Source organism: Ochrobactrum sp. PL_is501 (assembly GCF_055816895.1).
The window spans coordinates 312,920-337,848 of sequence record NZ_JBVPGR010000035.1 but is presented as its reverse complement, the minus strand read 5'-3'; the positions used below and the strand labels follow the sequence as shown (position 1 = coordinate 337,848).

Sequence of the window (24,929 nt, the reverse complement as noted above, 5' to 3'; positions counted from 1 at the left end):
AATGCAATTCGGATATGCGAGAATCGCATAGTTCCATGCAAAAAGAAGCATGCAAACTGACGATATGACGTTGTTTGTTTGCGCATATTGCCGTATTTAACATGCATTATGACGACAGAAGCCGATCTAACCCTCATCGCCCTCCTCCGTGAAAATGCACGGGCCTCCACAGCCGACCTTGCAAGGCGTCTCGGAGTATCCCGAACTACCGTTCAAAGTCGTATTGAGAAGCTTGAGAAGCGGGGAGTTATCGAGGGATACACCGTGCGAATCGCGCCGGAGTTCGAACGGGATCTGGTTCGCGCCCATGTGCTGGTGACAGCACTGCCCAAGCTCGCCCCAAAAGTGGAAACTGCACTGCGCGGCATGATGGCCGTCCGTTCGCTTCATTCCGTCAGCGGACATTTCGACATGATCGTTGTTGTGGAAGCCCCCTCCATACAGGAACTCGACGCCATTCTTGATCGCATAGGTGCGCTGGAAGGTGTCGAGCGCACGATGTCATCCATCATTCTTTCAACACGGATCGATCGCTAAACCGCAAAATTAGTACTGCGGCAAATGACCTCCTGCGCACCCGTCATATGGCGACCGCATTACTTGCACGCCTTCGGCGGAAGAGCATCGCCGCAAGGCCCAAAAGTACGGTGCCAGCGATGAACAAAAATGCGGCGGCAGCGATAGCCGGACTGATATTTTCCCGAATAGTTGAAAACATCTGGCGCGCCAGAGTGCGCTGATTTGGACCAGCCACGAACAGGGTCAGCACAACTTCGTCCAACGAAGTAGCAAATGCCAGCACCGCACCAGATGCGATGCCCGGCATGGCGAGCGGAAGCGTGATTTTACGAAAAACTGTCAGAGGCGCTGCGCCAAGACTTTCGGCTGCCAGTTCGACACGCCGGTCGATGCCTGCCAGGGCGCCGGTAACGCTCACCAAAACAAAGGGAATCGAAATAACTGTATGGGCAAAGATCACACCGAAATAGGAATTAGCTATCCCGAGCCGGACGAACAATAGCTGCATACCAACACCCATAACCACGGCAGGAACGACCATGGGCAAGAGGAACAGCGTTTTTATCGGGCCGGAAAGAAACAATATCCTGCTACGCAACCCCAGTGCAGCCATGGTTCCGAGCCCGGTTGCGAGAATCATCGTGCCCGATCCGATAATCAGGCTGTTGGCTATTGCCCGCCGCCAGACATCTGCCGTAGCGAGTTCCTCAAACCAGCGCGCGGACCAGCCTGGTACAGGATAGGTCAGGAATACGCTGGAGGTAAAAGCAAGCGGAAGAATTGCAAACAGCGGTGCAATCAAAAAGACCACTGCCGCCACACCGAACAGGATTTTAACGAAGCGCCCCATGGTCACGCTCTCCCCAGCTCATCGGCGGTGAGCCGTCCGTAAACAGCATAGAGTATCAGGCAGGCCACGAGTAGAACCAGCCCGAGTGCACCAGCCATGCCCCAGTTGGCCGAACCGGTTGCATAATAGGCGATGATCGAGCTTATCATCTGGTCGCTCGGCCCGCCAATCAGTGCTGGTGTGATGTAGTAGCCCATCGCGCTCATGAACACGAGCAGCATCCCGGACAGGATTCCGCGCAGGCTCAATGGCAGCAGGACGCGCAGAAAAGCCCTCCACGGCGGCGCGCCAAGGGATGCGGCCGCTGGCATCAGATTGCCCGGGATCGATACGAGCACGCTGTAAATCGGAAGAACCATAAACGGCAAAAGCACATGGGTCATGGCTATCACCACACCCGCCCTGTTGAAGATCAACGGGAATGGCCCATCTGTAATGCCGAGCCAGATCAACGCATCGTTTATCAGTCCCTTATCCTGGAGAAGAATGAACCAGGCAGCGGTTCGCACCAGCAAGGAGGTCCATAAGGGCAGCAGAACGGCAGCAAACAGCGCGCTTCTGATCCAGCCCGAAGACGCCGCAAGCAAGACAGCATAGGGATAACCGATTGCCGCGCAGGCCAGTGTCACCAGGGCTGCAATCCAAAATGTGCGCAGCATGATCGCACGGTTCGCCGATGCGCCGGGTGCCATAGAGACGATCTCGCCGGATGCGTCGCGCTCCATATCCACGGCCGCTAGCAGGTTGCGATCAGTTGTCGGAGAAAGCGCATTTGCAATCGCCTGCCAGAATTCCGGCCTGCTCCATCGCTTGTCAATCGCTTCAAGATCAGGAACAGGATCGCCCTTCTCGATGGCTGAAAGCGTTTTGCTCATCAAGGTGCGAAAGCCGGATTGGGCACTGTTCAAGCGGCGAACCATATCGCCTATCGCCTGTTGGTCTGTTGAGGCCTTCAGGTCTGCCACCAAAGCCTGTTTCATATCCGGCGATGGCCCGGATTGCCCATCCCACCGGCTTACGGTCTCAGCTGTCTGAGGCAGAACACGCAAAACCGCGGTATCGGACACAGCCTGTTTCATCATGACCCCGAGAGGCCATAGGAAAAACAATGTTATAAAAACAAGCAAAGGCGCAATCAGCAGCACCGCTCGGACAGTTTTGCCGGATAGCGCCCTCATGTGGCTATAGTCCAGCAATCAGTCGCCTTAAATCCCGCTACTACGTCCGTTCCGGGGGCCCATTCACGTGCTTTCCGGTCAAGGCGCACAATAAAATCATAAGCGTCACCATCAAGCTGGATGCGCAGATGATCTCCCTGATAAACGCTGTCTGTCACCCGGGTTCTGAGATTATTATCCGACCCGTCTTCATTGCCCAGTTCGATCCGCTCGGGACGAACAGACAAAAGAACTCTCTGTCCCGTTGGCAGCCCCCTCTTTGATGAGGCTCTTAGCATGCCGCCATTGTTCAGACGAATAAAGGCACTGGTGCCTTCCACCCGTTCAATGGTTCCCTCTGCGAGATTGGTTTCACCTATGAATTCCGCGACGAACCGCGTTTGCGGCTCATCATAGATCGCACGCGGTGTACCGATCTGTTCGATTTTTCCTTTATTGAAAACAGCGATCCTGTCCGACATGGTCAAGGCTTCGCTTTGATCGTGGGTAACAAAAACAATCGTCAATCCCAGCCGGCCATGCAGCGCACGAATGTCGAGTTGCATTTGTTCGCGCAACTGCTTGTCGAGTGCGCCAAGCGGTTCATCCATCAAAACCACACTCGGCTCAAAAACCAGAGCACGGGCAAGCGCCACGCGCTGCTGCTGGCCACCAGAAAGTTGCGAGGGCTTGCGTTCGCGCATAGTGGAAAGCTGCACCATATCGAGCACCTTTTCCACCCTCTCACCGATCTCGCTTTTCCCTCGACCACGCATTTGGAGCGGAAAGGCAATGTTCTCACCGACAGTCATATGAGGGAAAAGCGCATAGTTCTGAAAAACTACCCCCATATTACGCTTGTAAGACGGAACGGTATTGATTGCCTTGCCGTCGACATAGATTGTCCCGCTGCTCGGACTTTCAAATCCCGCCAGCATCATCAGAAGCGTCGTCTTGCCCGACCCTGAAGGGCCGAGCAGGCTCACGAATTCACCTCGATCAATATCGAGGTTCAAACCATCTATAACTTTGAAATCACCGTAGGATTTACTGATATTCTCGAAGCGGATGCGGCAGTCCGTCAATGAATTACTCCATTTTCCGGAAAACAGGGAACTCCCGCCGGTGTTGCGCCGACGGGGCCATAATTGCGAATTATTGTGCGAGCCAGGCGTTAAAGCGCTTCGTCAGCTCTTCTGAATTATCGATCCAGAAATCGACATTCAGCGGGAGAGCGTCTTTCAGATTGGCTTCCGCCGTCGGAAGATCGGAAGCAAATTCTGCGGGAACCTTGCTTGCGGCCTCCTTGTTTGGCAGACCATAAGCGACGTATTTGGGGAGTTTCACCTGATTATCGGGCTGGCTGGCGAATGCGATGAAATCCAGCCCCGCATCCTTGTTTTCAGCATCCTTCAGGATCACCCAGCTGTCGACGGCATAGATGCTACCAGGCCAGACCACCTTGAAGTTCTTGCCTTCGCTTCTGTTTATACCGGTGATGCGCCCATTATAGGCCGATGCCATGACAACTTCGTCCGAGGCCAGCAATTGCAGCGGCTGTGCCCCTGCTTCCCACCAGACAATGTTGGGCTTCAATTCATCGAGCTTCTTGAATGCCCGATCCACACCTTCCGGGGTAGAGAGCACATCATAAACTTCATCCTTGCTGACTCCATCAGCCAGAAGCGCGAATTCAAGTGTATATTTTGCACCTTTGCGCAAGGAACGCTTGCCAGGAAATTTCTTTACATCCCAGAAATCGGCCCAGGACTGCGGACCATCTTTCAGCTTGTCCGCATTAAAGGCGATTGCGGTCGACCACACGATCGCTCCCACGCCGCAATCATTGACCGCGCTGTCGAGGAATTTGTCCTTGCCTCCCAACTTGTCCCAGTCGATTTTTTCGTAAAGGCCGTCCGCACAGCCAAGGGCTAGTTCTTCCGCCTCCACCTGAACGACGTCCCAATTGGGCTTACCTGCTTTCACCTTCGCTTGAACGACGCCATAACCACCGTCCCAGGATTCATCCAGCAGAGGCTTGCCAGTCTTTTCTGAAAAAGGCTTGAAATAAATTTCACGCTGGGCGTCCTGGTAGTTACCACCCCAGGAAACGACCGTCAGATCGCGGGCCGTGGCAGAGCCGGTATAAAGCGCAGTGGCGAGCAGTCCGCCCATCAGGGCAAGGCGAGCAATTTTCATCGACATATTCCCCATTGTGGTTCGACAGGTTGGTCCCGCCGTTGTTGTAATGAGGGCATGCTAACTTGTCCGGTAGTCGCGGGCAATATTGTAGTCGCCCAACAATGCAAAAGTAGTATCAGTCCTGGCAGACCATGATAGATTCCTGCGAAAGCATTTCCGATCTTGCGCGCCGGAGTAGCCAGTCCGTCATTCAGGAACGCAGGCACATTGCAAGGACAGATAGATCAGTGGCCCGCATCGATCAGTTGCCAACAAACTCGAATTTGTCGACATCGACGAGACCTCTGTCGGTGATCTTGAGATGCGGGATCACCGGCAAGGCAATAAACGCAAGCTGAAGGAAGGGTTCTTCCAGAACAGAGCCCAGTTCTTCGGCGGCATGGCGCAGCTTGCGTAATTCGTCGCGCACGGTTTCGTAAGGCTCCATACTCATCAACCCGGCAATGGGAAGCGACAGCTCGGCCAGAACCTTGCCGTCACGCACCACGACAAAACCGCCTTCGATTTCGCCAAGCCGGTTGGCAGCAGCCGCGATATCTTCGTCCGAAGTGCCAACGACGCAGATATTGTGGCTATCATGGCTGACCGTAGAAGCAATCGCGCCCGCTTTCAGGCCAAAACCGTGCACGAAGCCGGTGGCGATATTACCGTTCTTGCCGTGGCGCTCGATGACAGCAACCTTCACCACGTCACGCTCAAGATCAGGCTCTACGCCGTTTGGCCCCACTTTCAGATCGAATTCGAGGTTTTGCGTAATGATCTTGCCGGGAACGATGCCGATGGCACGCGTCCTGCCGCTATTGGACTGCGAGCGGAAATTGGAGGCGGTGACGCGCGGGGCCTTGACGCTATTGCGCCCCACTTCGGCGACTGGCTTTCGCTTCGCGAACAGATCGTCCGACACTATCTGCCCCGCAGAAAGCACGGTTTCGGCATGGCAGCCTTCAAGGCTGTCCACCACGACGAGATCGGCACGCTGGCCAGGTGCCACCAGCCCGCGGTCAAAGAGGCCGAAAGCGCGCGCAGCGGAAACGCTCGCCGCGCGATAAATGGCGAGAGGTTCGACACCGCCCGCAATCGCCGTTCGGATCAGATAATCGAGATGCCCCTGATCCGCGATATCAAGCGGATTGCGGTCATCGGTGCAGAGTGACAGAAACTGCGCGTGGCGCTCGGTAATGATCGGCATCAAGGCCTTCAGGTCCTTGGAAACGGACCCTTCGCGCACCAGCACATGCATGCCCTTGCGCATCTTTTCGAGCGCTTCTTCCGCACTTGTAGCCTCATGCTCGGTGCGTATGCCTGCGGAAATATAGCCGTTCAGATCAAAGCCGCGCAAAAGCGGCGCGTGACCATCAATATGCCGTCCCTGAAAAGCTTTCAGCTTCGCCATGCATTCGGCATCTTTCGCCAGGACACCGGGAAAATTCATGAATTCAGCGAGACCGATCACCTTGGGATGATCTGCAAAGGGAAGAAGATCATCGATCAGGAGCTCAGCGCCGGACGTCTCCATATGCGTGGCCGGGACACAGCTCGAAAGCTGCACACGGATGTCCATGATGGTTTCCAAAGCGCTATCGAGAAAGAACTTGATGCCTTCCACACCGAGCACATTTGCAATCTCATGCGGATCACAAATGACCGTGGTGACGCCCTGCGGCAATACGCAGCGGTCGAATTCATGCGGCGTGACATGCGAGGATTCGATATGAAGATGCGTGTCAATGAAGCCCGGCACGACGATGCGGCCCGTAATATCGATTTCGCGTTTTCCACGATAGTTGCCGAAAGTGCCGACGATCCGGTCCCCGCAGATCGCAATATCACTCTCCACCAGTTCGCCGGTCACGAGATCGAAGAAGCGACCGCCCTTGAGCACAAGGTCGGCAGGCTCGCGGCCCGCGCCCTGATCGATCATCTGTTCCAGCATCGTGTCACCTCACATTCGGAATCAATTGTCGAAAGCTATCACAATGCAAGACGCGGCGGTAAGGTCACCCTTCCGCCGCGTATATAACCCCAGATCGTAGTGCGCTCTAACGGATGTATTCAATCATCCTGCTGCGGCTTAGAACCAGTTCAACACGATTATCATCAAGCTGATGCAGGCAGACACGCTTGGTCCACGGACCGTCATGCAGCGTGAAGAGCGCTCGTCCGTGACCGAGATCGTCCAGTGGCATGACGTGGCGCGTGGGGCCTATGCCCATGATGAGATGATCGTCCTCGATATCGAAACTGGCCCCATAAGACAGTGCCCGCCAATGGCCGTCGAGTGCCTTGCCCAACGGTTTGGGTGCCACTGGCTTCAATCGACGCGGCACATAGCCGATTTCGCCTTCCAGCTCCATGCCTGTCCAGCGCAGTTTCACCGGAGACGTAGGCGACAGGGACGAGAACCAGCCATCACCGATATCGTAAAGAGTATCCTCGGAATCGAGCCAGTTGGCTATGCCATTGCGCATTTCCAGCCAAAACGGCCCGCTGTCCGTCACATAGAGCCCGTCCGGGATTGTGCAGTTGGTCTCTGGCAACGGCAGACCGTTGAGAGCGGCCATGCAATCTCGCGCCATTTTATAGGTATTGGTGTCTTCACGGTTTGAGACAACGATCATACCGGTCTTCGCGGACGGATCGAGCAGGAAATAACTCTTGTAACCGGGATGCGAGCCGCCATGTCCGACAAAGTTCTTGCCGCCCACTTCGTTCCACCGCAGCCCGAGCCCGTAACCGGTCACGCGTCCGTCAACAAGATGGCGATCCGCTGACAGCTTATCGAGCAGGCCCTTGAATGCGCCTTCACCATTGACGAGCGCCTGCGCCCATTTGGTCAGTGCCATGCCGCTGCCAGCGAGACTGCCGGATGCCGAAATATGCAAGCCGGCGGAACTGAGCTGCCATTTCTCGCCAGACTTCCAGTAACCGGGAGCAAGCCCCGCAACCGGATCATTCCAGACGTCGGGCGCTTCCATGAAGATATCGAGCGGTTGCGCAATATCCGACTTCACAAAATCATTGAAGCGAAACCCCTTCCTCTCAAGTGCGGCCTCCACCAGCCGATAACCGGTGTTGGAATAGGAAATTTCTGAACCCGCATCGAAATTGAGACGATTGAGAGAGGCAAGATACTCCAGAAGCTGCTCGGCTTGCGTGTCCGTATAAACGGACAGGCCAAGAAGCGTGAGGCATTCCCGCGTATCCGGCAAACCACCAGTCATGTCGAGTGCGCGACCGACGGTGACGTCGGCAAGCGGGCTTTGCAATTCCGGCAGATGATCGCCTAGCCGGTCATCCAGGCCGATAATATCACCATGCTTGAGAACCATCGCACAGAATGCATGTTTCGTGACCGACGCATAGCGGACAACCGTATTCGCTGTGAACGGCACTCCGGTAGACAGGCTTTCAAGCCCACCCGCATATGCGAACTTCACACCATCAGGATCAAAACCGATAATAACGCCGCCCGGTTCGTTTTTATCCCAGGTTCTCGAGAAGACCTTGGCGGCGAGCGATGCCGCGTTCCAGTCAGCATGGGTGGACATGAAAACTCCGTCAGGCAGGTTCTTCCAGATTGACGCTCAGGGCGCGCAATTCTGTGGTATGCGGATGTGAGGTTCGCCCGGCACGCAAATCCTCGGCGCTAAGCTGCTCCACCATCTCCCCATGCTGCATCACCCCAACTTGTGGGCATAGATGCGCAATCACCGCGAGGTTGTGGCTCACCAACACATAGGTTAGGTTCTTTTCCGCGCGCAAATCCGCAAGAAGATTAAGAATTTCAGCCTGCACCGAAACGTCGAGTGCCGATGTCGGTTCATCGAGCAGCAGCACTTCCGGTTCTGCAATCAGGGCGCGAGCAATTGCCACGCGTTGGCGCTGACCACCGGAAAGCTGGTGCGGAAAACGAAACCGTGCAGCTTTAGGCAGCGCGACTTCCTCAAGCACCTTTTCAATCCGCTTATCGATATCGCCGATACCGTGAACCAGCAGAAGCTCGCTCAAGATGCGGTCAATAGTCTGGCGCGGATGCAGCGATCCAAACGGGTCCTGAAACACCATCTGCACCTGACGGAAGAAGGCAGGCGCACGCTTCGGGGCCGCATTTTTGCCGTCGAAAGCAATACGGCCGCTCCATTGTTCGTTGAGGCCAGCCATAGCGCGCAGAATGGTGGATTTACCAGAACCGCTTTCACCAACGATACCAAAGCTGCCGCCCTTCGCCACATTGAAGGAAACACCCTTGACGACTTCACGCTCGTTGAAGCTGATGCGGAGTTGATCAATATCTATCATGAGTTCAGCCAGCTTTCTTCCCGATTGAGAACCGGCAAACGATCGCGAGGATGCGTGAGCGACGGAATGCAATTGAGAAGCCCCTTGGTGTATGGATGCTCGGCATGCACCAGTTCGGAAGCCTTCAACTCTTCCATGACACGGCCCATATACATGACCATGACCCGGTCGCAGAAATGGGATACGAGCGGGAGGTCATGGCTGATCAGGAGAAGCCCCATTCCGCGCTTGGAAACCAGATCGTCGATCAGCCGCAGAATTTCCGCCTGCACCGTAGCGTCCAGTGCCGATGTCGGTTCGTCTGCAATGAGCAGTTCCGGATCGGGTGCCAGCATCATGGCGATCATGACGCGCTGGCCCATGCCGCCCGAAACCTCATGCGGATAAAGCTTCGCAACGTCGCGGGGATTGCGGATCATCACCTGATCGAGAAGATCGACCGCAGCATCCATCGCCTGACGTTTGCTGCCGCCCTTATGGGTACGCCATGCTTCAGCCACTTGCACGCCTATGGTCTTGACCGGATTCAGCGAATATTTGGGGTCCTGAAGAATGAAGCCTGCCCGCTTGCCGCGTATCTGACGCATGCCGCGTTCTGTCGCTGACAGAATATCGATACCGTCGAACGAAAGCTTGTCCGCCTTCACTTCGGCGATTGGCGGCAGCAGTTTCATGAGTGCGCGCGCGGTCAAGGACTTGCCCGAACCGCTTTCGCCGACAATGCCCAGTTTTTCGCGACCGAGCTGAAGCGAGATTCCGCGCACGGCATCAAAACGGCTGGTGCGCGTTTCAAAGCTGATTTGCAGATTTTTGATATCAACCAGCATCTGTTCTCTCAATTCTGCTTCGGATCGAGCACGTCACGAAGACCGTCGCCAAGGAAATTGAACGCAAGCGAGACGAGGAAGATTGCAACGCCGGGGATGGTGGCAACCCACCATTGTTCGAAGATGAAGCGCTTGGCGGTGGCGATCATCGCGCCCCATTCCGGTGACGGCGGCTGCGCGCCCATTCCAAGGAAGCCGAGACTTGCAGCCGTAATGATGATCGAACTCATATCGAGTGTGATGCGCACAATGACACTTGGCACGCAAAGCGGCATGATGTGGCGAAGAATGATGCGGAAAGGCATTGCGCCGGTCAGCTTGGCGGCTGCAATGAAATCGCTTTTGCGCAAGGTCATGGTTTCCGCACGTGCCAGACGCGCATAGGGTGGCCATGCAGTCAATGCAATTGCGAGCACCGCACTTTCCACGCCCGGCTTCAACGCGGCCACGAAGGCAAGCGCAAGAATCAAACGCGGGAACGCAAGAAAGACATCCGTGACGCGCATCAGCGCGGTATCGACGATCCCGCCGAAATAACCGGCGATACAACCGATAAAGAGACCGATTGGCGCAACGAGAATGACGACGGCGATAACCATTCCGAGGGTGACGCGCCCACCATAAAGAATGCGCGAAAGAATATCGCGGCCCAGTTCATCAGTCCCAAACCAGTGCGATGCGGTGGGAGCAGAAAGCCGATTGCCGAGATCCTGCACACTTGGATCATAGGGCGCCAGCAAGGGTGCGGCCAATGACAGGACGACGAACGCAACGATGATAAAAAGACCAATCATCGCGAGCGGATTGGCCTTGAGGTTCACCCAGATGCGATAGCGCCTGCCCCAATTGGCCTGTGAACGGGACGAAGGCGATTCATCCAGCGCCCAGTTATGAAAATTTCCAAACATCATCGGACACGCGGATCCAGAACTTTATAGAGGATATCGGCGAGCAGATTGAGCCCGACATAGATAACGCCGATGAGCAACGTGGCACCCACGACCGGGTTCATATCGGCATTCATCAGCGACACGGTCAGATATTGGCCCAATCCCGGCCAGCTGAAGACGGTTTCCGTCACAACGGCGCCTTCGAGCAGGCCTGCATAGGTCAGCGCAAGAACCGTCACGAGCTGCACAGCCACGGTGGGGAAAGCATGCTTCCAGATGACGGAGGTCAGCGACAGGCCTTTCGCGCGCGCCGTAATCACGAATTCGCCCTTCAGCGCATCCAGCATGAAGGCCCGGGTCATTCGAGTGATATAGGCCATGCTGAAATAGGCGAGGATCAGAACTGGCTGAATCATGTGATAGACGGCATCCCAGAACGCGTCCCAATCACCTTCAATGAGACTGTCGATCGTGAGCAGGCCCGTTACATGCGGTATCATGCCCTCATAAATGATGTCCTGACGCCCCGGTCCCGGCGCGATATCGAGCGTCGCATAAAAGACCAGAAGCGATATCAGCGCCAGCATGAAAACCGGAACCGAGTGACCAGCAAGACAGATCACACGGATCGTCTGGTCGACGACGGAACCCTGCCGGACGGCGGCCCAAACACCCAACGGAATACCGATAAGCGCAGCCACAAGGAGCGCAGCCGTCGCCAGCTCCAGTGTCGCCGGAAAATAACGGGCGATATCTTGCGTCACCGGATTGCGGGTCAAAATGGAATTGCCGAAATCACCGTGCAGCACCTGCCCGATATAATGGACGAACTGCACTACAAGCGGCTGATCGAGCCCCATTTCTGCCCGGACACGCTGGATAACGGCCTCTGGCGCGTTGTCGCCCACAGCAGCAATAACAGGATCGACCGGCATGACGCGGCCGATCATGAAGGTAATGACCATAAGCCCGAACAGCGTGATCAACACGCTGCTCAGGATACCGGTCAGATTCTTGAGGCTTTTCTTCACGCCTTGGCGATCCCTGCATAGGAGTGAGAATCGGAGAGAACGCCGAGACGCATTCCGGTAACATCCTTGCGGCAGGCAGCCGTCTCGAATTTCTGCATCATGATGATGAACGGGCTGTTGTTCATGAACTCACGCTGCAGATCTTCGTACATCTTTACCCGCTTTGCAGGATCCTGTTCGTCGCGCGCGGCGAGAGACTTTTTGGCAAAATCCTCATTCTGGAAATGCGAGCGCCAGGCAAAAAGCTTGGTCTTCGCATCATCGGAATTGTCTGGATTGTTGCAGAAGACGTCAACATTGGTATTCGGATCGAAATAGTCGGATCCCCATACGGTCAACGCCATCTGGTGTTCACGAGCGCGCATCTTCGTCAGAACCTGACGATTTTCAGCAGCCAGCAACTCCACTTTGATACCGATTTCGGCAAGGCTTGCCTGAATTGCCTGCGCGATATCGGGGCTCGGCTGCGCCGAATAATGGTCCATCTTGACCGTAAAACCGTCAGGGACACCAGCTTCCGCGAGCAAAGCCTTCGCCTTTGCAATATCCTTCTTGAAAGGATTCTCATTCAGCGCGGCAGGGAAACCCTCCGGAACCAGCGCCTGATGAACCTTGTAGTTCAGCGGAACGATGTTTTTCTGGATACCGTCATAGTCCACGGCCCATTTGATCGCTTCCCAGACTTTCGGCTTGGCAAGAACTTCCACGCTCTGGTTGAGCGACATCAGCATCAGGCCGCCAACGCCCTTACGCACCAGATTGTAGTTCTCATCGCCGTCCAGCACGCGAAGCTGCTCTGTGGTGAGATTACGGGCAATATCGACATCGCCTTTCTGGAGCATCAAAAGCTGCGAAGACGGATCAGCCACATGACGCAAAAGAATGCGCTTCACATTACCCTTGTAAGCGCCATGCGGATTAACGTTCAGAATGATGCTTTCGCTCGGCTTCCACGAAGCCAGAACCCACTCGCCCGAACCGGCGCTGTTCTTCTGAAGCCAGCCGTTGCCGAGATCATCACCGGCTGCATTTTCAAGAACGGTCTTCTTCTCAACGATGCTGGCAACGCTTGCGGACAGGCAATATAGCAGGAACGGCAGCGATGTAGACTGTTCCAGCTTCAAGGTAAGCGTCGACGCATCAGTGGCGACGATGCTCGTTTCAGCATTCTCAGGCGTGAAACCGAACTGGCCGATAATGAAAGCCGGGCCCTTGTTCATCTTGATCGCGCGTTGCAGCGAGAAAGCGACGTCTTCCGCAGTGATCTGCGCACCGCTGGCAAACTTGGCGTCTGGATTGATCTTGAAGGTGAAGACCTTGCCGTCGGCATCCGCTTCCCAGGAAACGGCAACGCCGCCTTCCACCTGATCGGGATTGGAAAGGCTTGGATGCACCAGACGCTGATACATGTTGTTGCAGATTTCGCTGCCAACAGCTTCGAAGCTCTCATGGGGATCAAGGCTGGTCATATTGTCCAGCTGCTGGGCCACAACGAGAATGTCCTGACGTCCGGCTCCAATGGCAGGCAAAATGCTTGCATAGGAAAGGAAAGGAACGGCAGCAGCGCCTGCCAGAAAACCGCGTCTTGAAATCATTGAGAGCTCCTCTTGCAACGCTTTCGGGCTGCCTCCCTGAAATTGGGAGCCATATCGACAGCGTTTTATCTCTGAATATAATTTTCTAGCTTCCCGCTATCACGTCACCCAGCGCAGGGGCCAATGCAGAATTGCGCATCCCCTATGCAGAGTTTGCATGACTCACAACTAAAAGAGAACTTTTGCATATAAGAATCGCTCTTCATGCAGTGCAGTCATATCGAGTGACCAAAATCGCATTTGCAATTCTTCCCGCTTGGGTCCATCACCCCCACTCAAATATCAGGCTTGATTTGAAAAGGCTTCCCCATGGCGACAGAGCAAAAGATATCCGTTTTCGATGGTCACAACGATGTGCTGTTGCGTCTGTGGTCATCGGATGCACCCGCGCCGGAAAAGCGATTTCTTGAAGGTGAGAATGTCGGACATATAGACCTTCCGCGCGCTCAAAAAGGTGGGCTGGGCGGCGGACTTTGCGCGGTATATGTACCGTCGCCTTCACGGGAACTCGACGCTAACGGCAATCTTGCAACGCCGAGCCAGGCAGAGGCGATGAAGGCAACGCTTGCCATGTCGGCGATCCTTCTCAAGATCGAGCGGGCATCGGAAGGCAAGGTTCGCGTTTGCCGCACGGCAGCAGATATTCGCGACGCATTCGCCAACGGAATTTTTGCTGCGGTCTATCACATTGAAGGTGTCGAGGCTTTTGCCGAGGACCTGGATGCCCTTTATGTATTGCATGAAGCCGGATTGCGAACCCTTGGGCCGGTCTGGAGCCGTCCGAATATTTTTGCGCACGGAATTCCGTTCCGGTTTCCCGCATCGCCTGATATCGGCCCCGGCCTGACCGATCATGGCAAGGCACTCATTCGCGCCTGCAACGAACTCAAGGTCATGATCGACCTCTCCCACATGAACGAGAAAGGTTTCTGGGACATTGCGGCCATTTCCGATGCACCGCTTGTCGCCTCGCATTCCAATGCTCACGCTCTTTGCCAGCAGAGCCGCAACCTGACCGACAAACAGCTGGATGCCATTCGTGACACCGGTGGGCTGGTGGGATTGAATTTCGGCGTTTCATTCCTGCGTGAAGACGCGAAACGCGATCCAAACACCGACTTGACCGAGCTTGTGCGCCATGCGGACTATATCGTCAATCGCATCGGGATCGATCATCTGGCTCTGGGGTCCGATTTTGACGGCACCACGATTTCTTCGACACTTCGCGACGTTGGCGATCTCCAGCTCGTTATAGAAGCCTTCCGCAAGCACGGTTATGACGATGCATCCATCGTCAAGCTGGCCCACGGAAACTGGATCAATGTCCTTGAGCGGACATGGGGCGCTTAACGGCAAACAGAAATGATCTCACCCTTCAAGGGTGAGATCAAAAACGTGATGATGTATATGACCATCGAACATTTCCAGGAGGCCCTTCGTGGCCTCCCGACTTGCATAGCGGACAGCTGAAGCAAGCGCTTCCGCCAAAGCCTCCCTGCTGTCATACTTGGTCCAAAGAACCATCGGGTACGCAGGCGCGCCTTCGTCGCGCTCGACCGCATAAAGGACGCGCACTTCCCTGATCCCCGGAAAATCAAGCCACATCGGCATGAGGGTTTCAGCCACATAAGCTTTGAACGCATCCTCGCGCCCAGCATGAATTGTGCCTTCAAAAAAGGCCTGTCTGACAATCATGGGAAGAACTCAGTTTACTTTGGTTGGCGGAACTTCGCCGGAAAAATGCGCTGCAAGATTGGCGAGTACCAGTTCGCCCATTCCGATCCGCGTTTCTATTGTTGCGCTGCCCTGATGCGGCATCAGCACTGTATTTGGCGCAGTAAAAAAATCTTCTCGTATGGTTGGTTCATTGACGAAGACGTCAAGACCGGCACCTGCAATAGTCCGGTTATCCAAAGCAGCGAGAAGTGCATCTTCGTCAACGACACTGCCTCGGGCGACATTGACCAGATACCCCTTGCTCCCCAGAGCGGCGAGCACCTCAGCGTTCACAATGTTGGCGGTCGACGAAGTAGCCGCGACACAAACCGCGAGCACGTCACTTTCCCGGGCGAGTTCTGTCGGTGTTGCATGTGCAATCCAGTTCGTGCCCGCAACGGGGGAGCGATTCCAGTAATGCACTTCCATGCCAAATGCTTCCGCTCGCCGCGCAAATGACTTTCCGATCTGGCCAAGCCCAAGAACACCAACCCGCTTGCCCTTTGGGCTAGCCCCAAGAGGGAACCCTTCCCGGCGAGCCCATTTTCCTTCCCGTACAAAATGATCACCTGCTGCAACATGGCGCATTACTGCCAGCATCAGCGCGATCCCGATGTCAGCGACATCATCGGTCAAGACACCGGGTGTCGTGCTGACATGCACGTTGCGGTTCCGCGCAAAGGCAAGATCGACCTTATCTGTTCCGACACCGTTGATGGCGATCAAACCAAGCGACGGCAGACGCTCCATCCATTCGTTGGAAAGGCCAGTTCCACCGCCAGTAACAACGGCGCGGATCGTGCCAAGGGCTGAATTGATCGCCGCTTTGTCTTCGGGCTTGTACAGCCGGAGAACCCTGTAGGCCGCATCCAATCGATCTTCGATCAACGGCATCATCGGCTCAATGAGCAGAACTTCATTCTTCACTTCAGGCTCCATTATCAATCTATTGGAAACTATCAGGAAATCTGGCCAATAAACGCCCTCGTGCGCTCATGTTTCGGATTGCCGAAGAATTCTTCCGGTTCTGCCATTTCCAGAATTTGCCCTTGATCCATGAAGATCACGCGATCAGCTACCTGCCGCGCAAAGCCCATTTCGTGGGTAACGCAAAGCATGGTCATGCCTTCCTTGGCGAGATCGATCATAGTGTCCAGAACTTCCTTGACCATTTCAGGATCGAGCGCAGAGGTGGGCTCATCGAAAAGCATGATCTTGGGGTTCATGCAAAGCGCACGGGCAATGGCCACACGCTGTTGCTGCCCCCCGGAAAGCTGGGCTGGATATTTATCCGCCTGCTCGGGAATGCGGACGCGTTCAAGGTACTTGCGTGCGGTCTTTTCAGCTTCAGCTTTCGAAACGCCCCGCACCTTCATCGGTGCCAAAGTGCAGTTTTCAAGAACCGTCATATGCGGAAAGAGATTGAACTGCTGGAAAACCATGCCGGTTTCCTGCCGCACAATATCCACGTTCTTACCGCCTGCAGTCAGGTCGTGGCCATCAACAATGATGCGACCCTCCTGAATGGTCTCCAGCTGGTTGATGCAGCGAATGAGGGTGGACTTCCCCGAACCAGACGGGCCGCAAATAACAATGCGTTCGCCGCGGGATACAGTCAGATTGATATTCCGGAGCGCATGGTACGTGCCATACCACTTGTTCACTCCGTGCATAAGCACTGCAGAACCAGAAGCATCGTGCTGCATCTGGTTCGTCGTTCCCTGAGCCATCTGGTTCATTTCGAGAAACTCACTTTCGTGGAATAGATCGCCACGCCCGCCGAATAAGCGGGCATGGCGGAGTTCGAGAACTTCTTACTTGGCCTGGGAAACAAAATCCGGTAGCGGCGTGCCAAGCCACTTTTCATGAATCTTGTTTAGTTCGCCGTCGCTCTTCGTCTTTTCGATGAACTTGTTGATGAATTCGAGCATTTCCGTCGAACCCTTGCGAACGGCAATGCCCTGCACCTGCTGGCTGAGCTGGATTTTCTGCTCGTAGCGGCCTGGCGCAGCCTTTTCGATCTCGGCAGCGACAACGTTGGAAAGGCCGATCAGCTCGACCTGCCCCGAAAGCAGCGCCTGCACTGCGCTGGCATCGTCATCGAAACGACGGATATTTGCGTCCTGCGGTGCAACTTTGGTAACGGCCGTGTCCTGTGTCGAAGCGCGTGCGACGCCAATGGTCTTGCCGGAAAGATCTTCCGGCTTTGCAACAGCAATATCCTTCGGTCCGAACACGCCAATCGAAATGCCCGCATAGGGCTGCGAGAAATCAACGCTTTTGGCGCGTTCCTCAGTGATGCCGAGCGAAGCAACCAGAACATCAATCTGTCCGCTCTGGAGGTATGGAATACGGTTTGGACCGGTGACGGGTACGATCTGGGCTTCAACACCCAGTTCCTTGGCCAACAACTTCGCCACGTCGGCATCGTAGCCATCCGGCTCATTGCTGGTGTTCATGATGCCGAACGGCGGAAAATCCACCAGCATGCCGATCTTGATTTTTCCGGCAGACTTAATGCTGTCAACAGCCTGCGCAAACGCCGTCGGCGCCATTGCCGTTGCGAGCGCTCCCGCTCCAATCAAAGCCATTGCCAAACGTCTGGTGATAGTCATGCTTATTCCTTCCCTATTAAGAGCCAGTCTCCTCACTGGCTTCGTTTCGTTATCTCTCGGCACATATGCTGACGCCGTATTGTTTCGGCTGGAAGTGCCAACCGTTTCCCAAAGCCCCCAATTACCGAGCGGTAGCGCGAGAAAACCTCGTTTCCATGCGGCGCGCCAAAATGGATAGCGGCCAGCAAAGGACAAAATAAATGGCCGCCACCGTACCAAACACCATGAACGGGCTAAACGTCGCATTGTTGATAATCTGACCCTGTCGGGTCAGCTCCGTAAAACCGATGATCGCAGCAAGCGAAGTGCCCTTGATGAGCTGCACGAGAAAGCCCACAGTCGGCGCCACGGAAATGCGCGCGGCTTGCGGCAGGATCACATAGCGCATGCGATTATAGTAGCGGAGACCTAACGCCGTCGCCGCTTCACGCTGCCCGGGCGGCACAGCATCGATACAACCGCGCCAAATCTCACCGAGAAAAGCACTCGCATGCAATGTCAGTGCAATCGTCGCCGCAATCCACGGATTGATGCCCAAGCCCATAATATTGAGGCCGAAGAACACCAGGAAAAGCTGCATCAGAAGTGGCGTACCCTGAAACAATCGTATGAAGCCAAGCGCGATGTAACGCGGGACGCGAGCATCCGAGACCCGCATCAACGCCACAATTAATCCACCAATGCCGCCGCCGACAAAAGCAATAGCTGAAAGCGCTATCGTCCACTGCGCTGCATAAACGATGATAAGAAATTCATTCCAGCCGAAAGGTCTGATCATGGCCTGCTCCTATCGGCTCAACGGATATTTGAATGCCACCTTCTCGATCAGCGCAAAAATGGCCGAGAAACCGATAGACATGACGAGATACATCAGGGTGATAACGATATAGACCTCAAAGCTTGCAAAGGTCGCTGACTGAAGGTCGTTGCCCGCAGCTGCAAGCTCATTCGCAGAAATCACCGAGACCACGCTTGAGGTCAGCATCAGATAGATGAACTGGCTGGTAAGCGACGGATAAACCGTCCGCAAAGCCGGTTTCATGATGACATAGCGAAAGACTTGCAGCCTGGAGAGACCAAGAGCAGTCCCCGCTTCCACCTGACCCTTGTGAATGGATTCAATCCCGGCACGAATAATTTCCGTGCCGTAGGCGCCAAAATTCACCACCAGTGCAAGCAGCGCCGCACTGTTCGGCGACATGCGCAGGCCCGCAGACGGCAACCCGAAGAAGATAAAGAAAATCTGCACCAGAAACGGCGTATTGCGGATGATTTCGATATAGGCATCAATGACGAACCGGATCGGCTTTGGTCCGGACGTCTTGCCGACAGCGCAGATAATCGAAACAATCAGGCCGAGGACCATCGCAGCGCATGAAAGCTCAATTGTCTGCCACGCACCGACAAGCAGCTTATCCATCGACGCGAAGACAGGCGCGAAGTTGAAATTATACAATGCTGAACCTCCCGGTACACCGATTATGCCGACTTTTCGTCCCGTCAGCAATAATTTAGATCGATCTAAATGTGTTTAGTAGCACTCGTCAATCATTAATTAGGATTAGACGGCAGAAGCTTTTGCCGGGGCGCAGGATTGCCTCACCTGCAAATATGTTTCGCTAATGATACGCTGGGCTTCTTTTTTGGGGCTTTCCAAACGGGACAAAAGCAAGTTGGCGGCATTTTGACCCACAGTGACAGGACGAGTCGAGACTGAGCTAAGGCGCGGACGTGTTGCTTCGGCATCGCTCACATCGTCGAAACCGATCAGCGAAAAATCCTCCCCCACTTTTCTTCCGCAATCATAAAGACCCGCCGAAAGACCGAGCGCTACCACATCATTGAAGCAGATTGCTGCTGTTGGCATTCGACCTTCCTGAAAAAGTAGCGGGGCCGCTTTGGCAATTTCGGGCATGGTATAGGGCAACCGGACAATCATCTCGGGATCGAGGCCTTGTTGTTGCATCGCATCGCGGAAACCTTCGACACGTTCACGATATGCCGAATGGACCGGACCATGCACAGCAAAGGCGATTGTCCTGTGTCCCAACTCGGCAAGATGATTGACCGCCTGCCGCATGCCGCCCGCATAGTCCACGCCGGCATAGTCAATTCTTTCTGTCACATGACGCAACACCTGGACCACCGGCAAGCCCCATTCAGCGATCTGCTCAATAAATTCCGGTGCTGTTTCTGCCGTCAGCGACACAATTACGCCATCGACGCCATGCTCGCGCATACGCTGCATGAGAATGGTCTGATTAGCAAAACTCTCATGACTGTTTGCAAGAAGAACAACCAGCCCCGCTTCCCCCACGACACTGTCTATTCCTGAAAGCAATTCGCCGTAAAACGGATTGGCGAGGGTGGGTACGATAACGCCAACAGTATTCGACCTTTCCGCGCGAAGACTGGCGGCACCCATATTGTAGACATACCCCAGCTCCTGGAGGGCTTTTTCGACCTTCTCGCGCGTTGCCGCCCCAACCAATGGACTTTTGCGAATGACCAGGGAGGCTGTCGCGCGCGATACATTTGCGTGCCGGGCCACATCCAAAAGCGTAACGCGACTTTTCCGGCGATCGTCACTGGGCATAAATTCACCTGTCAGCAAGCGGGCAATGTGCAGTGGGGCTGCGGTGGAAAATCAGTCAACCACCGATCGGATTCGAAGAGCTTATAATCTGTTCAGACCTGTGCATTGGTCAATCCGCTGGATACAGAGCCATCGGCCGACGCAGAAAATGCCATTGCAAGGCATTTTCGAACCCTTGATTATTCACATGTTCTCCCCACGATAATCGCTTCCCTTTCGTTTTTTTTCATTTTGAATGCTATCGTTTTCGAATTTATTCTGCCATTGGAAGAATCGAAGGTTGATCCTTTGCAAAAAATTGCATTCATATAAGTGCAATGAATATACCGCAGATGTCGGGACTTTGAGACTTCATGGAGGGACTCGAATGTTCACGCAATCTCACGCTAGAGGAGGAAACATGCTTATCCGTCTGATCACGACCTCGGCGCTCACAAGCGCCCTCGCCCTCACCATCGGTTCGCAGGCATATGCCCAGACGGAACTGGCATGGTGGCACGGCATGACCGGTGCCAACAACGAAATGGTCAATGAGCTTTCGAAAGAATTCAACGAAAGCCAGAGCGAATACAAGATCGTTCCCGTCTATAAGGGAACCTATCCTGAAACGCTGAATGCTGGCATTGCCGCGTTCCGTTCCAAGCAGCCCCCTGCAATTCTCCAGGTGTTCGACGCCGGCAGCGGCGTCATGATGGCCGCTGAAGGCGCCGTGGTGCCAGCCGCCGAAGTACTGGAAAAGGGTGGATTCAAGTTCGACAAGTCGCAGTATCTGCCCGGCATCGTCGCTTATTATTCAAAGCCGGACGGCACCATGCTGTCCTTCCCATACAATTCATCCTCGCCGATCCTCTATTACAACAAGGACGCCTTCAAGAAGGCCGGCCTTGATGAAAACAATCCGCCAAAGACCTGGCCGGAAGTTTTTGAAGCGGCCAAGAAGATCAAATCCAGCGGCGCAGCAGCGTGCGGCTTCACTTCGACATGGCTAACCTGGATTCAGACGGAAAACTTCGCGGCCTGGAACAACGTTCCTTACGGCACCAATGAAAACGGCCTTGGCGGCACCGACGTAAAGCTCGAAATCAATTCGCCGCTTTACATTCAGCACTTCCAGTCGATTGCCGACCTCGCGAAAGACGGCACGTTCCGCTATGGCGGTCGCACATCGGAAGCCAAGCAGCTTTTCACTTCAGGTGAATGTGCGATGCTGACTGAATCCTCGGGCGGCCTTGGAGACGTCGTGAAGTCCGGCCTCAACTACGGCATCGGCCAGCTGCCTTATTATGAAGGTCACGGCCCGCAGAATACGATTCCTGGCGGCGCAGCCTTGTGGGTTTTCGCGGGTCTTAGCGACGAGCAGTACAAGGGCGTTGCACAATTCTTCAACTTCCTCTCGCAGACCAAAATTCAGGTCAAGCTGCATGAAAAATCCGGCTATCTGCCTGTGACACTGGCTGCCTATGAGGAAACCAAGAAATCGGATTTCTATGAAAAGAATCCGGGCCGTGAAACGCCTATCCTCCAAATGATGGGCAAGGCTCCCACTGAAAACTCAAAGGGTGTGCGCCTCGTCAACCTGCCGCAGGTCCGCGATATTCTGAACGAAGAGTTCGAAGCCATGCTCGGTGGTAAGCAGGATGCGAAAACAGCACTTGAGAACGGCGTCAAGCGCGCCAATGACGCGATTGCCGCGGCCCAATAATCGTTCACATTGACACAAAGCCGCCTGCCTTCATGGTGGGCGGCCTTGTAACCCACGAGGAAGCTCCCCGTGCAGAAAGTTACCTTTCCGAATAAGATCCTGCCTTATTTTTTGCTGGCTCCACAGATCGTTTTGACTGTGGTCTTTTTCTTCTGGCCAGCCAGTCAGGCAATTTATCAGTCCTTCATGCGAGAAGATGCATTCGGGCTAAAATCCACCTTTGTGGGACTGGCGAACTTTACAACCGTTCTGGCTGACCCCAATTATCTACATTCATTCAAAGTAACGATCGTCTTCAACATTCTGACCGCGTTGCTTGCCATGGGCGTAGCATTGCTGCTCGCAACGGCAGCGGATCGCGTTATCCGCGGAAAAACATTTTATCGTACGCTTCTGATCTGGCCTTATGCCGTGGCCCCGGCGGTCGCCGGCATGTTGTGGCTCTTCATGTTCAACCCTGCGATGGGCACTTTTGCTTATATATTGCGCCGCAATGGCATCGCATGGGACCCGTTGCTGGATGGCAATCAGGCCATGGGTCTGGTCGTCGTTGCGGCTGCGTGGAAACAGATTTCCTATAATTTCCTGTTCTTTGTTGCAGGGTTACAGGCAATTCCTAAATCGTTGATCGAAGCAGCTGCTATCGACGGCGCTCGCGGATCGCGGAGATTCTGGTCTATCGTATTTCCCCTGCTTGCACCGACGTCGTTCTTTCTGCTGGTCGTGAACACGGTTTATGCATTTTTCGATACGTTCGGCATCATCCACGCTGTTACTGGCGGTGGACCTGCCAAAGCCACCGAAACATTGGTCTACAAAGTTTATAATGACGGCTTCGTCAATCTCAACCTGGGCTCGTCTTCTGCGCAGTCAGTTATTCTGATGGCGATCGTGATTGCCTTGACCGCTTTCCAGTTCCGCTTCGTTGAGAAGCGCGTGCATTATTCGTGAGTGAGGCGATAATGATAGAAAAACGCCCTGTCTCAAACCTTATCGGCCATCTGATCCTGATCTTGGGCATCATTATTGTCGCGTTTCCGATCTATTATACGTTCGTCGCTTCAACGATGACATCGACGCAGATTATTCGTCCGCCTATCTCGCTGCTGCCCGGCGACCATTTTGTCGAAAATTACGGGGAGGCCATCTTCGGTGGCGTTGAACGCGTTGTTGGCGTCAGTCTCGAGCGACTACTCTGGAACTCGTTCGTGGTCGCCATGGCAATTGCTGTCGGCAAGATCATCATCTCGTTCATGTCAGCGTTCGCGATTGTATTTTTCCGCTTTCCGTTGCGCATGTTCTTCTTCTGGATGATCTTCGTCACGCTGATGCTGCCCGTGGAAGTGCGTATCCTGCCGACATACAAGGTAATCGTCGATCTTGGCATGATCGACACCTATGCAGGCTTGACCCTACCCCTGATGGCATCTGCGACAGCAACATTCCTGTTCCGTCAGTTCTTCCTCACAATTCCGGGTGAACTGGTGGAGGCGGCGCGTATCGATAATGCAGGGCCGTTCCGTTTCATGCGGGACATCCTGCTTCCCCTTTCAAAGACGAATATCGCAGCGCTTTTCGTCATTCTCTTCATTTACGGATGGACCCAGTATCTCTGGCCGCTGCTCGTTACCAATGATGCAAAAATGAACACCATCATCATCGGCCTGCGCCGCATGGTCGACTGGGCAGACGCTTCCACTCCCTGGAACTACGTCATGGTAACAGCCATTCTGGCCATCATCCCGCCGATCCTCGTTGTGGTGCTGATGCAACGCTGGTTCGTCAAAGGTCTCGTTGAAACGGAAAAGTAATGAGCAAAATCGTTCTTGATAACGTCCGCAAGAGCTATGGCGGCAATGTTGAAGTCATCAAAGGCGTTTCGCTGGAGATTGAGGATGGCGAGTTCGTAGTGCTTGTTGGCCCGTCCGGTTGCGGCAAGTCTACGCTGCTTCGCATGATTGCGGGTCTGGAAAGCATCACGTCCGGCACCATTTCCATCGGTGACCGCGTGGTCAACGATGTGGAACCTGCCGAGCGCGACATCGCCATGGTGTTCCAGAATTATGCTCTCTATCCGCACATGACTGTTCGCGACAATCTTGCTTACGGACTGAAGAATCGTAAAACGCCGAAAGAAGAAATCGAACGGCGTATAGCGAAAGCTGCAAAGGCGCTTGAGATTGAGCAGTTTCTGGAGCGCAAGCCGCGTCAGCTTTCCGGCGGTCAGCGCCAACGTGTAGCGATGGGCCGCGCCATTGTGCGCGAACCAGCCGCCTTCCTCTTCGATGAACCGCTTTCCAATCTCGATGCGAAACTGCGTGTGCAGATGCGTGTCGAGATCAAGCGGCTGCAACGTTCGCTTGGCACGACCAGTGTTTATGTCACCCATGACCAGATGGAGGCCATGACCATGGCCGATCGTCTTGTGGTACTCAATGCCGGCCATATCGAGCAGGTCGGCACGCCGATCGAGCTTTATGAACAGCCAGCCTCCACATTCGTCGCAACGTTTATCGGCTCCCCGTCAATGAACTTGCTGGAGAGCGCGGAAAGCACAGCTTGGACAACCGGTCGCGCGGTGAAAACACCGGCAGGAAATTTCACCATCGGTGTTCGCCCGGAAGATATCCACATTCTCGACGATAGCGCGCCGGATGCTGATGGCTTCAATACGACCGTCCGCATTGAAGCCGTCGAACTCGTCGGGGCAGAAAGTTATATCCATGCTGCTTTGCCAGACGGCAAGCCGCTTATCTTCCGCGTCGCCGGGCGCTCGGCACATAATATCGATCAGACCGTCAAGGTTGGCGCATCCGCAAAAAATGTCCATATTTTTGGCAGTGATGGCCAGCGCATAAATGATTGACATTATAGCGGGTTGCGTCCTCGGACGGTCGCAACCCGCTATAATAATCGATTTCTGTTTTAGA

General features: G+C 54.6%; 23 protein-coding genes and 1 pseudogene. 6 read left to right on the top strand and 18 right to left on the bottom strand.

All coding sequences use genetic code 11. The features are described from left to right. Positions 1 to 108 precede the first annotated feature (108 nt). Positions 109 to 537: an Lrp/AsnC family transcriptional regulator gene (locus AC0TOF_RS12895; protein WP_162997329.1), complete on the top strand. Its 429-nt coding sequence runs from the start codon at positions 109 to 111 to the stop codon at positions 535 to 537. 43 nt (positions 538 to 580) lie between these two features. Here the strand turns inward: AC0TOF_RS12895 and AC0TOF_RS12890 are convergent, their stop codons facing one another. The 11 genes and pseudogenes from AC0TOF_RS12890 to AC0TOF_RS12840 form a co-directional block, all read right to left on the bottom strand. Continuing rightward, entirely contained in the window at positions 581 to 1,369 is a 789-nt protein-coding gene (locus tag AC0TOF_RS12890; RefSeq protein WP_473768536.1) for an ABC transporter permease, read from the bottom strand. 2 nt (positions 1,370 to 1,371) lie between these two features. After that, a complete protein-coding gene (locus AC0TOF_RS12885) occupies positions 1,372 to 2,547 on the bottom strand; it encodes an ABC transporter permease (RefSeq protein ID WP_473768535.1) in 1,176 nt (391 codons plus the stop codon). Further along, positions 2,544 to 3,611 (bottom strand): ABC transporter ATP-binding protein, encoded by a 1,068-nt coding sequence (locus AC0TOF_RS12880; protein ID WP_473768534.1) that lies wholly within the window; start codon positions 3,609 to 3,611, stop codon positions 2,544 to 2,546. Before AC0TOF_RS12880 ends, AC0TOF_RS12885 begins: the two co-directional genes overlap by 4 nt. Before the next feature lie 70 nt (positions 3,612 to 3,681). Then, entirely contained in the window at positions 3,682 to 4,725 is a 1,044-nt protein-coding gene (locus AC0TOF_RS12875) for an ABC transporter substrate-binding protein (RefSeq protein ID WP_473768533.1), read from the bottom strand. Between the two features lie 244 nt (positions 4,726 to 4,969). Next, a pseudogene (ade, locus tag AC0TOF_RS12870) lies at positions 4,970 to 6,710 on the bottom strand (adenine deaminase). A 57-nt stretch (positions 6,711 to 6,767) separates the two neighbouring features. Further along, positions 6,768 to 8,276 (bottom strand): serine hydrolase domain-containing protein, encoded by a 1,509-nt coding sequence (locus tag AC0TOF_RS12865; RefSeq protein ID WP_473768532.1) that lies wholly within the window; start codon positions 8,274 to 8,276, stop codon positions 6,768 to 6,770. A gap of 10 nt (positions 8,277 to 8,286) precedes the next feature. Next, positions 8,287 to 9,027: an ABC transporter ATP-binding protein gene (locus tag AC0TOF_RS12860; RefSeq protein ID WP_122001826.1), complete on the bottom strand. Its 741-nt coding sequence runs from the start codon at positions 9,025 to 9,027 to the stop codon at positions 8,287 to 8,289. After that, complete coding sequence (locus tag AC0TOF_RS12855; protein WP_122001827.1) at positions 9,024 to 9,854, bottom strand: ABC transporter ATP-binding protein; 831 nt, start codon at positions 9,852 to 9,854, stop codon at positions 9,024 to 9,026. The genes AC0TOF_RS12860 and AC0TOF_RS12855 overlap by 4 nt, the downstream gene beginning before the upstream one ends. An 8-nt stretch (positions 9,855 to 9,862) precedes the next feature. Beyond that, positions 9,863 to 10,765, bottom strand: a complete 903-nt coding sequence (gene nikC / locus AC0TOF_RS12850; RefSeq protein ID WP_122001828.1) for a nickel transporter permease — start codon at positions 10,763 to 10,765, stop codon at positions 9,863 to 9,865. Beyond that, entirely contained in the window at positions 10,762 to 11,775 is a 1,014-nt protein-coding gene (locus AC0TOF_RS12845; protein ID WP_122001829.1) for an ABC transporter permease, read from the bottom strand. The genes nikC and AC0TOF_RS12845 overlap by 4 nt, the downstream gene beginning before the upstream one ends. Then, positions 11,772 to 13,370 carry an ABC transporter substrate-binding protein gene (locus tag AC0TOF_RS12840; RefSeq protein ID WP_473768531.1) on the bottom strand — a complete coding sequence of 533 codons (1,599 nt, stop codon included), beginning with the start codon at positions 13,368 to 13,370 and terminating at the stop codon, positions 11,772 to 11,774. Before AC0TOF_RS12840 ends, AC0TOF_RS12845 begins: the two co-directional genes overlap by 4 nt. Before the next feature lie 309 nt (positions 13,371 to 13,679). Here AC0TOF_RS12840 and AC0TOF_RS12835 point away from each other — a divergent pair, with 309 nt between their 5' ends. Then, a complete protein-coding gene (locus AC0TOF_RS12835; RefSeq protein ID WP_473768530.1) occupies positions 13,680 to 14,720 on the top strand; it encodes a dipeptidase in 1,041 nt (346 codons plus the stop codon). 18 nt (positions 14,721 to 14,738) lie between these two features. On the opposite strand, the gene AC0TOF_RS12830 is transcribed toward AC0TOF_RS12835, so the two are convergent. From AC0TOF_RS12830 to AC0TOF_RS12800, 7 genes are all read right to left on the bottom strand, one after another. Further along, complete coding sequence (locus tag AC0TOF_RS12830) at positions 14,739 to 15,065, bottom strand: hypothetical protein (RefSeq protein ID WP_473768529.1); 327 nt, start codon at positions 15,063 to 15,065, stop codon at positions 14,739 to 14,741. A 9-nt stretch (positions 15,066 to 15,074) separates the two neighbouring features. Then, positions 15,075 to 16,025: a 2-hydroxyacid dehydrogenase gene (locus AC0TOF_RS12825; RefSeq protein WP_473768528.1), complete on the bottom strand. Its 951-nt coding sequence runs from the start codon at positions 16,023 to 16,025 to the stop codon at positions 15,075 to 15,077. A 20-nt stretch (positions 16,026 to 16,045) separates the two neighbouring features. Next, a complete protein-coding gene (locus tag AC0TOF_RS12820; protein WP_473768617.1) occupies positions 16,046 to 16,792 on the bottom strand; it encodes an amino acid ABC transporter ATP-binding protein in 747 nt (248 codons plus the stop codon). A gap of 108 nt (positions 16,793 to 16,900) precedes the next feature. After that, positions 16,901 to 17,701 carry a transporter substrate-binding domain-containing protein gene (locus AC0TOF_RS12815; protein WP_473768527.1) on the bottom strand — a complete coding sequence of 267 codons (801 nt, stop codon included), beginning with the start codon at positions 17,699 to 17,701 and terminating at the stop codon, positions 16,901 to 16,903. Positions 17,702 to 17,822: 121 nt separating this feature from the next. Continuing rightward, on the bottom strand, positions 17,823 to 18,479 hold the full coding sequence (locus AC0TOF_RS12810; RefSeq protein WP_473768526.1) for an amino acid ABC transporter permease: 657 nt from the start codon (positions 18,477 to 18,479) through the stop codon (positions 17,823 to 17,825). 9 nt (positions 18,480 to 18,488) lie between these two features. Then, positions 18,489 to 19,157 carry an amino acid ABC transporter permease gene (locus tag AC0TOF_RS12805; protein WP_473768525.1) on the bottom strand — a complete coding sequence of 223 codons (669 nt, stop codon included), beginning with the start codon at positions 19,155 to 19,157 and terminating at the stop codon, positions 18,489 to 18,491. A gap of 105 nt (positions 19,158 to 19,262) precedes the next feature. Next, positions 19,263 to 20,297, bottom strand: a complete 1,035-nt coding sequence (locus AC0TOF_RS12800) for a LacI family DNA-binding transcriptional regulator (RefSeq protein WP_473768524.1) — start codon at positions 20,295 to 20,297, stop codon at positions 19,263 to 19,265. 400 nt (positions 20,298 to 20,697) lie between these two features. Between AC0TOF_RS12800 and ugpB the strand changes: the two genes are divergently transcribed. The 4 genes from ugpB (at position 20,698) to AC0TOF_RS12780 (ending at position 24,865) form a co-directional block, all read left to right on the top strand. Further along, positions 20,698 to 21,999, top strand: coding sequence for a sn-glycerol-3-phosphate ABC transporter substrate-binding protein UgpB (gene ugpB, locus AC0TOF_RS12795; protein WP_473768523.1), 1,302 nt, complete (start codon positions 20,698 to 20,700; stop codon positions 21,997 to 21,999). A 69-nt stretch (positions 22,000 to 22,068) separates the two neighbouring features. Beyond that, positions 22,069 to 22,950, top strand: a complete 882-nt coding sequence (gene ugpA / locus AC0TOF_RS12790; protein ID WP_122001839.1) for a sn-glycerol-3-phosphate ABC transporter permease UgpA — start codon at positions 22,069 to 22,071, stop codon at positions 22,948 to 22,950. 11 nt (positions 22,951 to 22,961) lie between these two features. Then, positions 22,962 to 23,810: a sn-glycerol-3-phosphate ABC transporter permease UgpE gene (gene ugpE, locus AC0TOF_RS12785; RefSeq protein WP_122001840.1), complete on the top strand. Its 849-nt coding sequence runs from the start codon at positions 22,962 to 22,964 to the stop codon at positions 23,808 to 23,810. Further along, positions 23,810 to 24,865 (top strand): sn-glycerol-3-phosphate import ATP-binding protein UgpC, encoded by a 1,056-nt coding sequence (locus tag AC0TOF_RS12780; protein WP_473768522.1) that lies wholly within the window; start codon positions 23,810 to 23,812, stop codon positions 24,863 to 24,865. Before ugpE ends, AC0TOF_RS12780 begins: the two co-directional genes overlap by 1 nt. Positions 24,866 to 24,929: the final 64 nt, after the last annotated feature.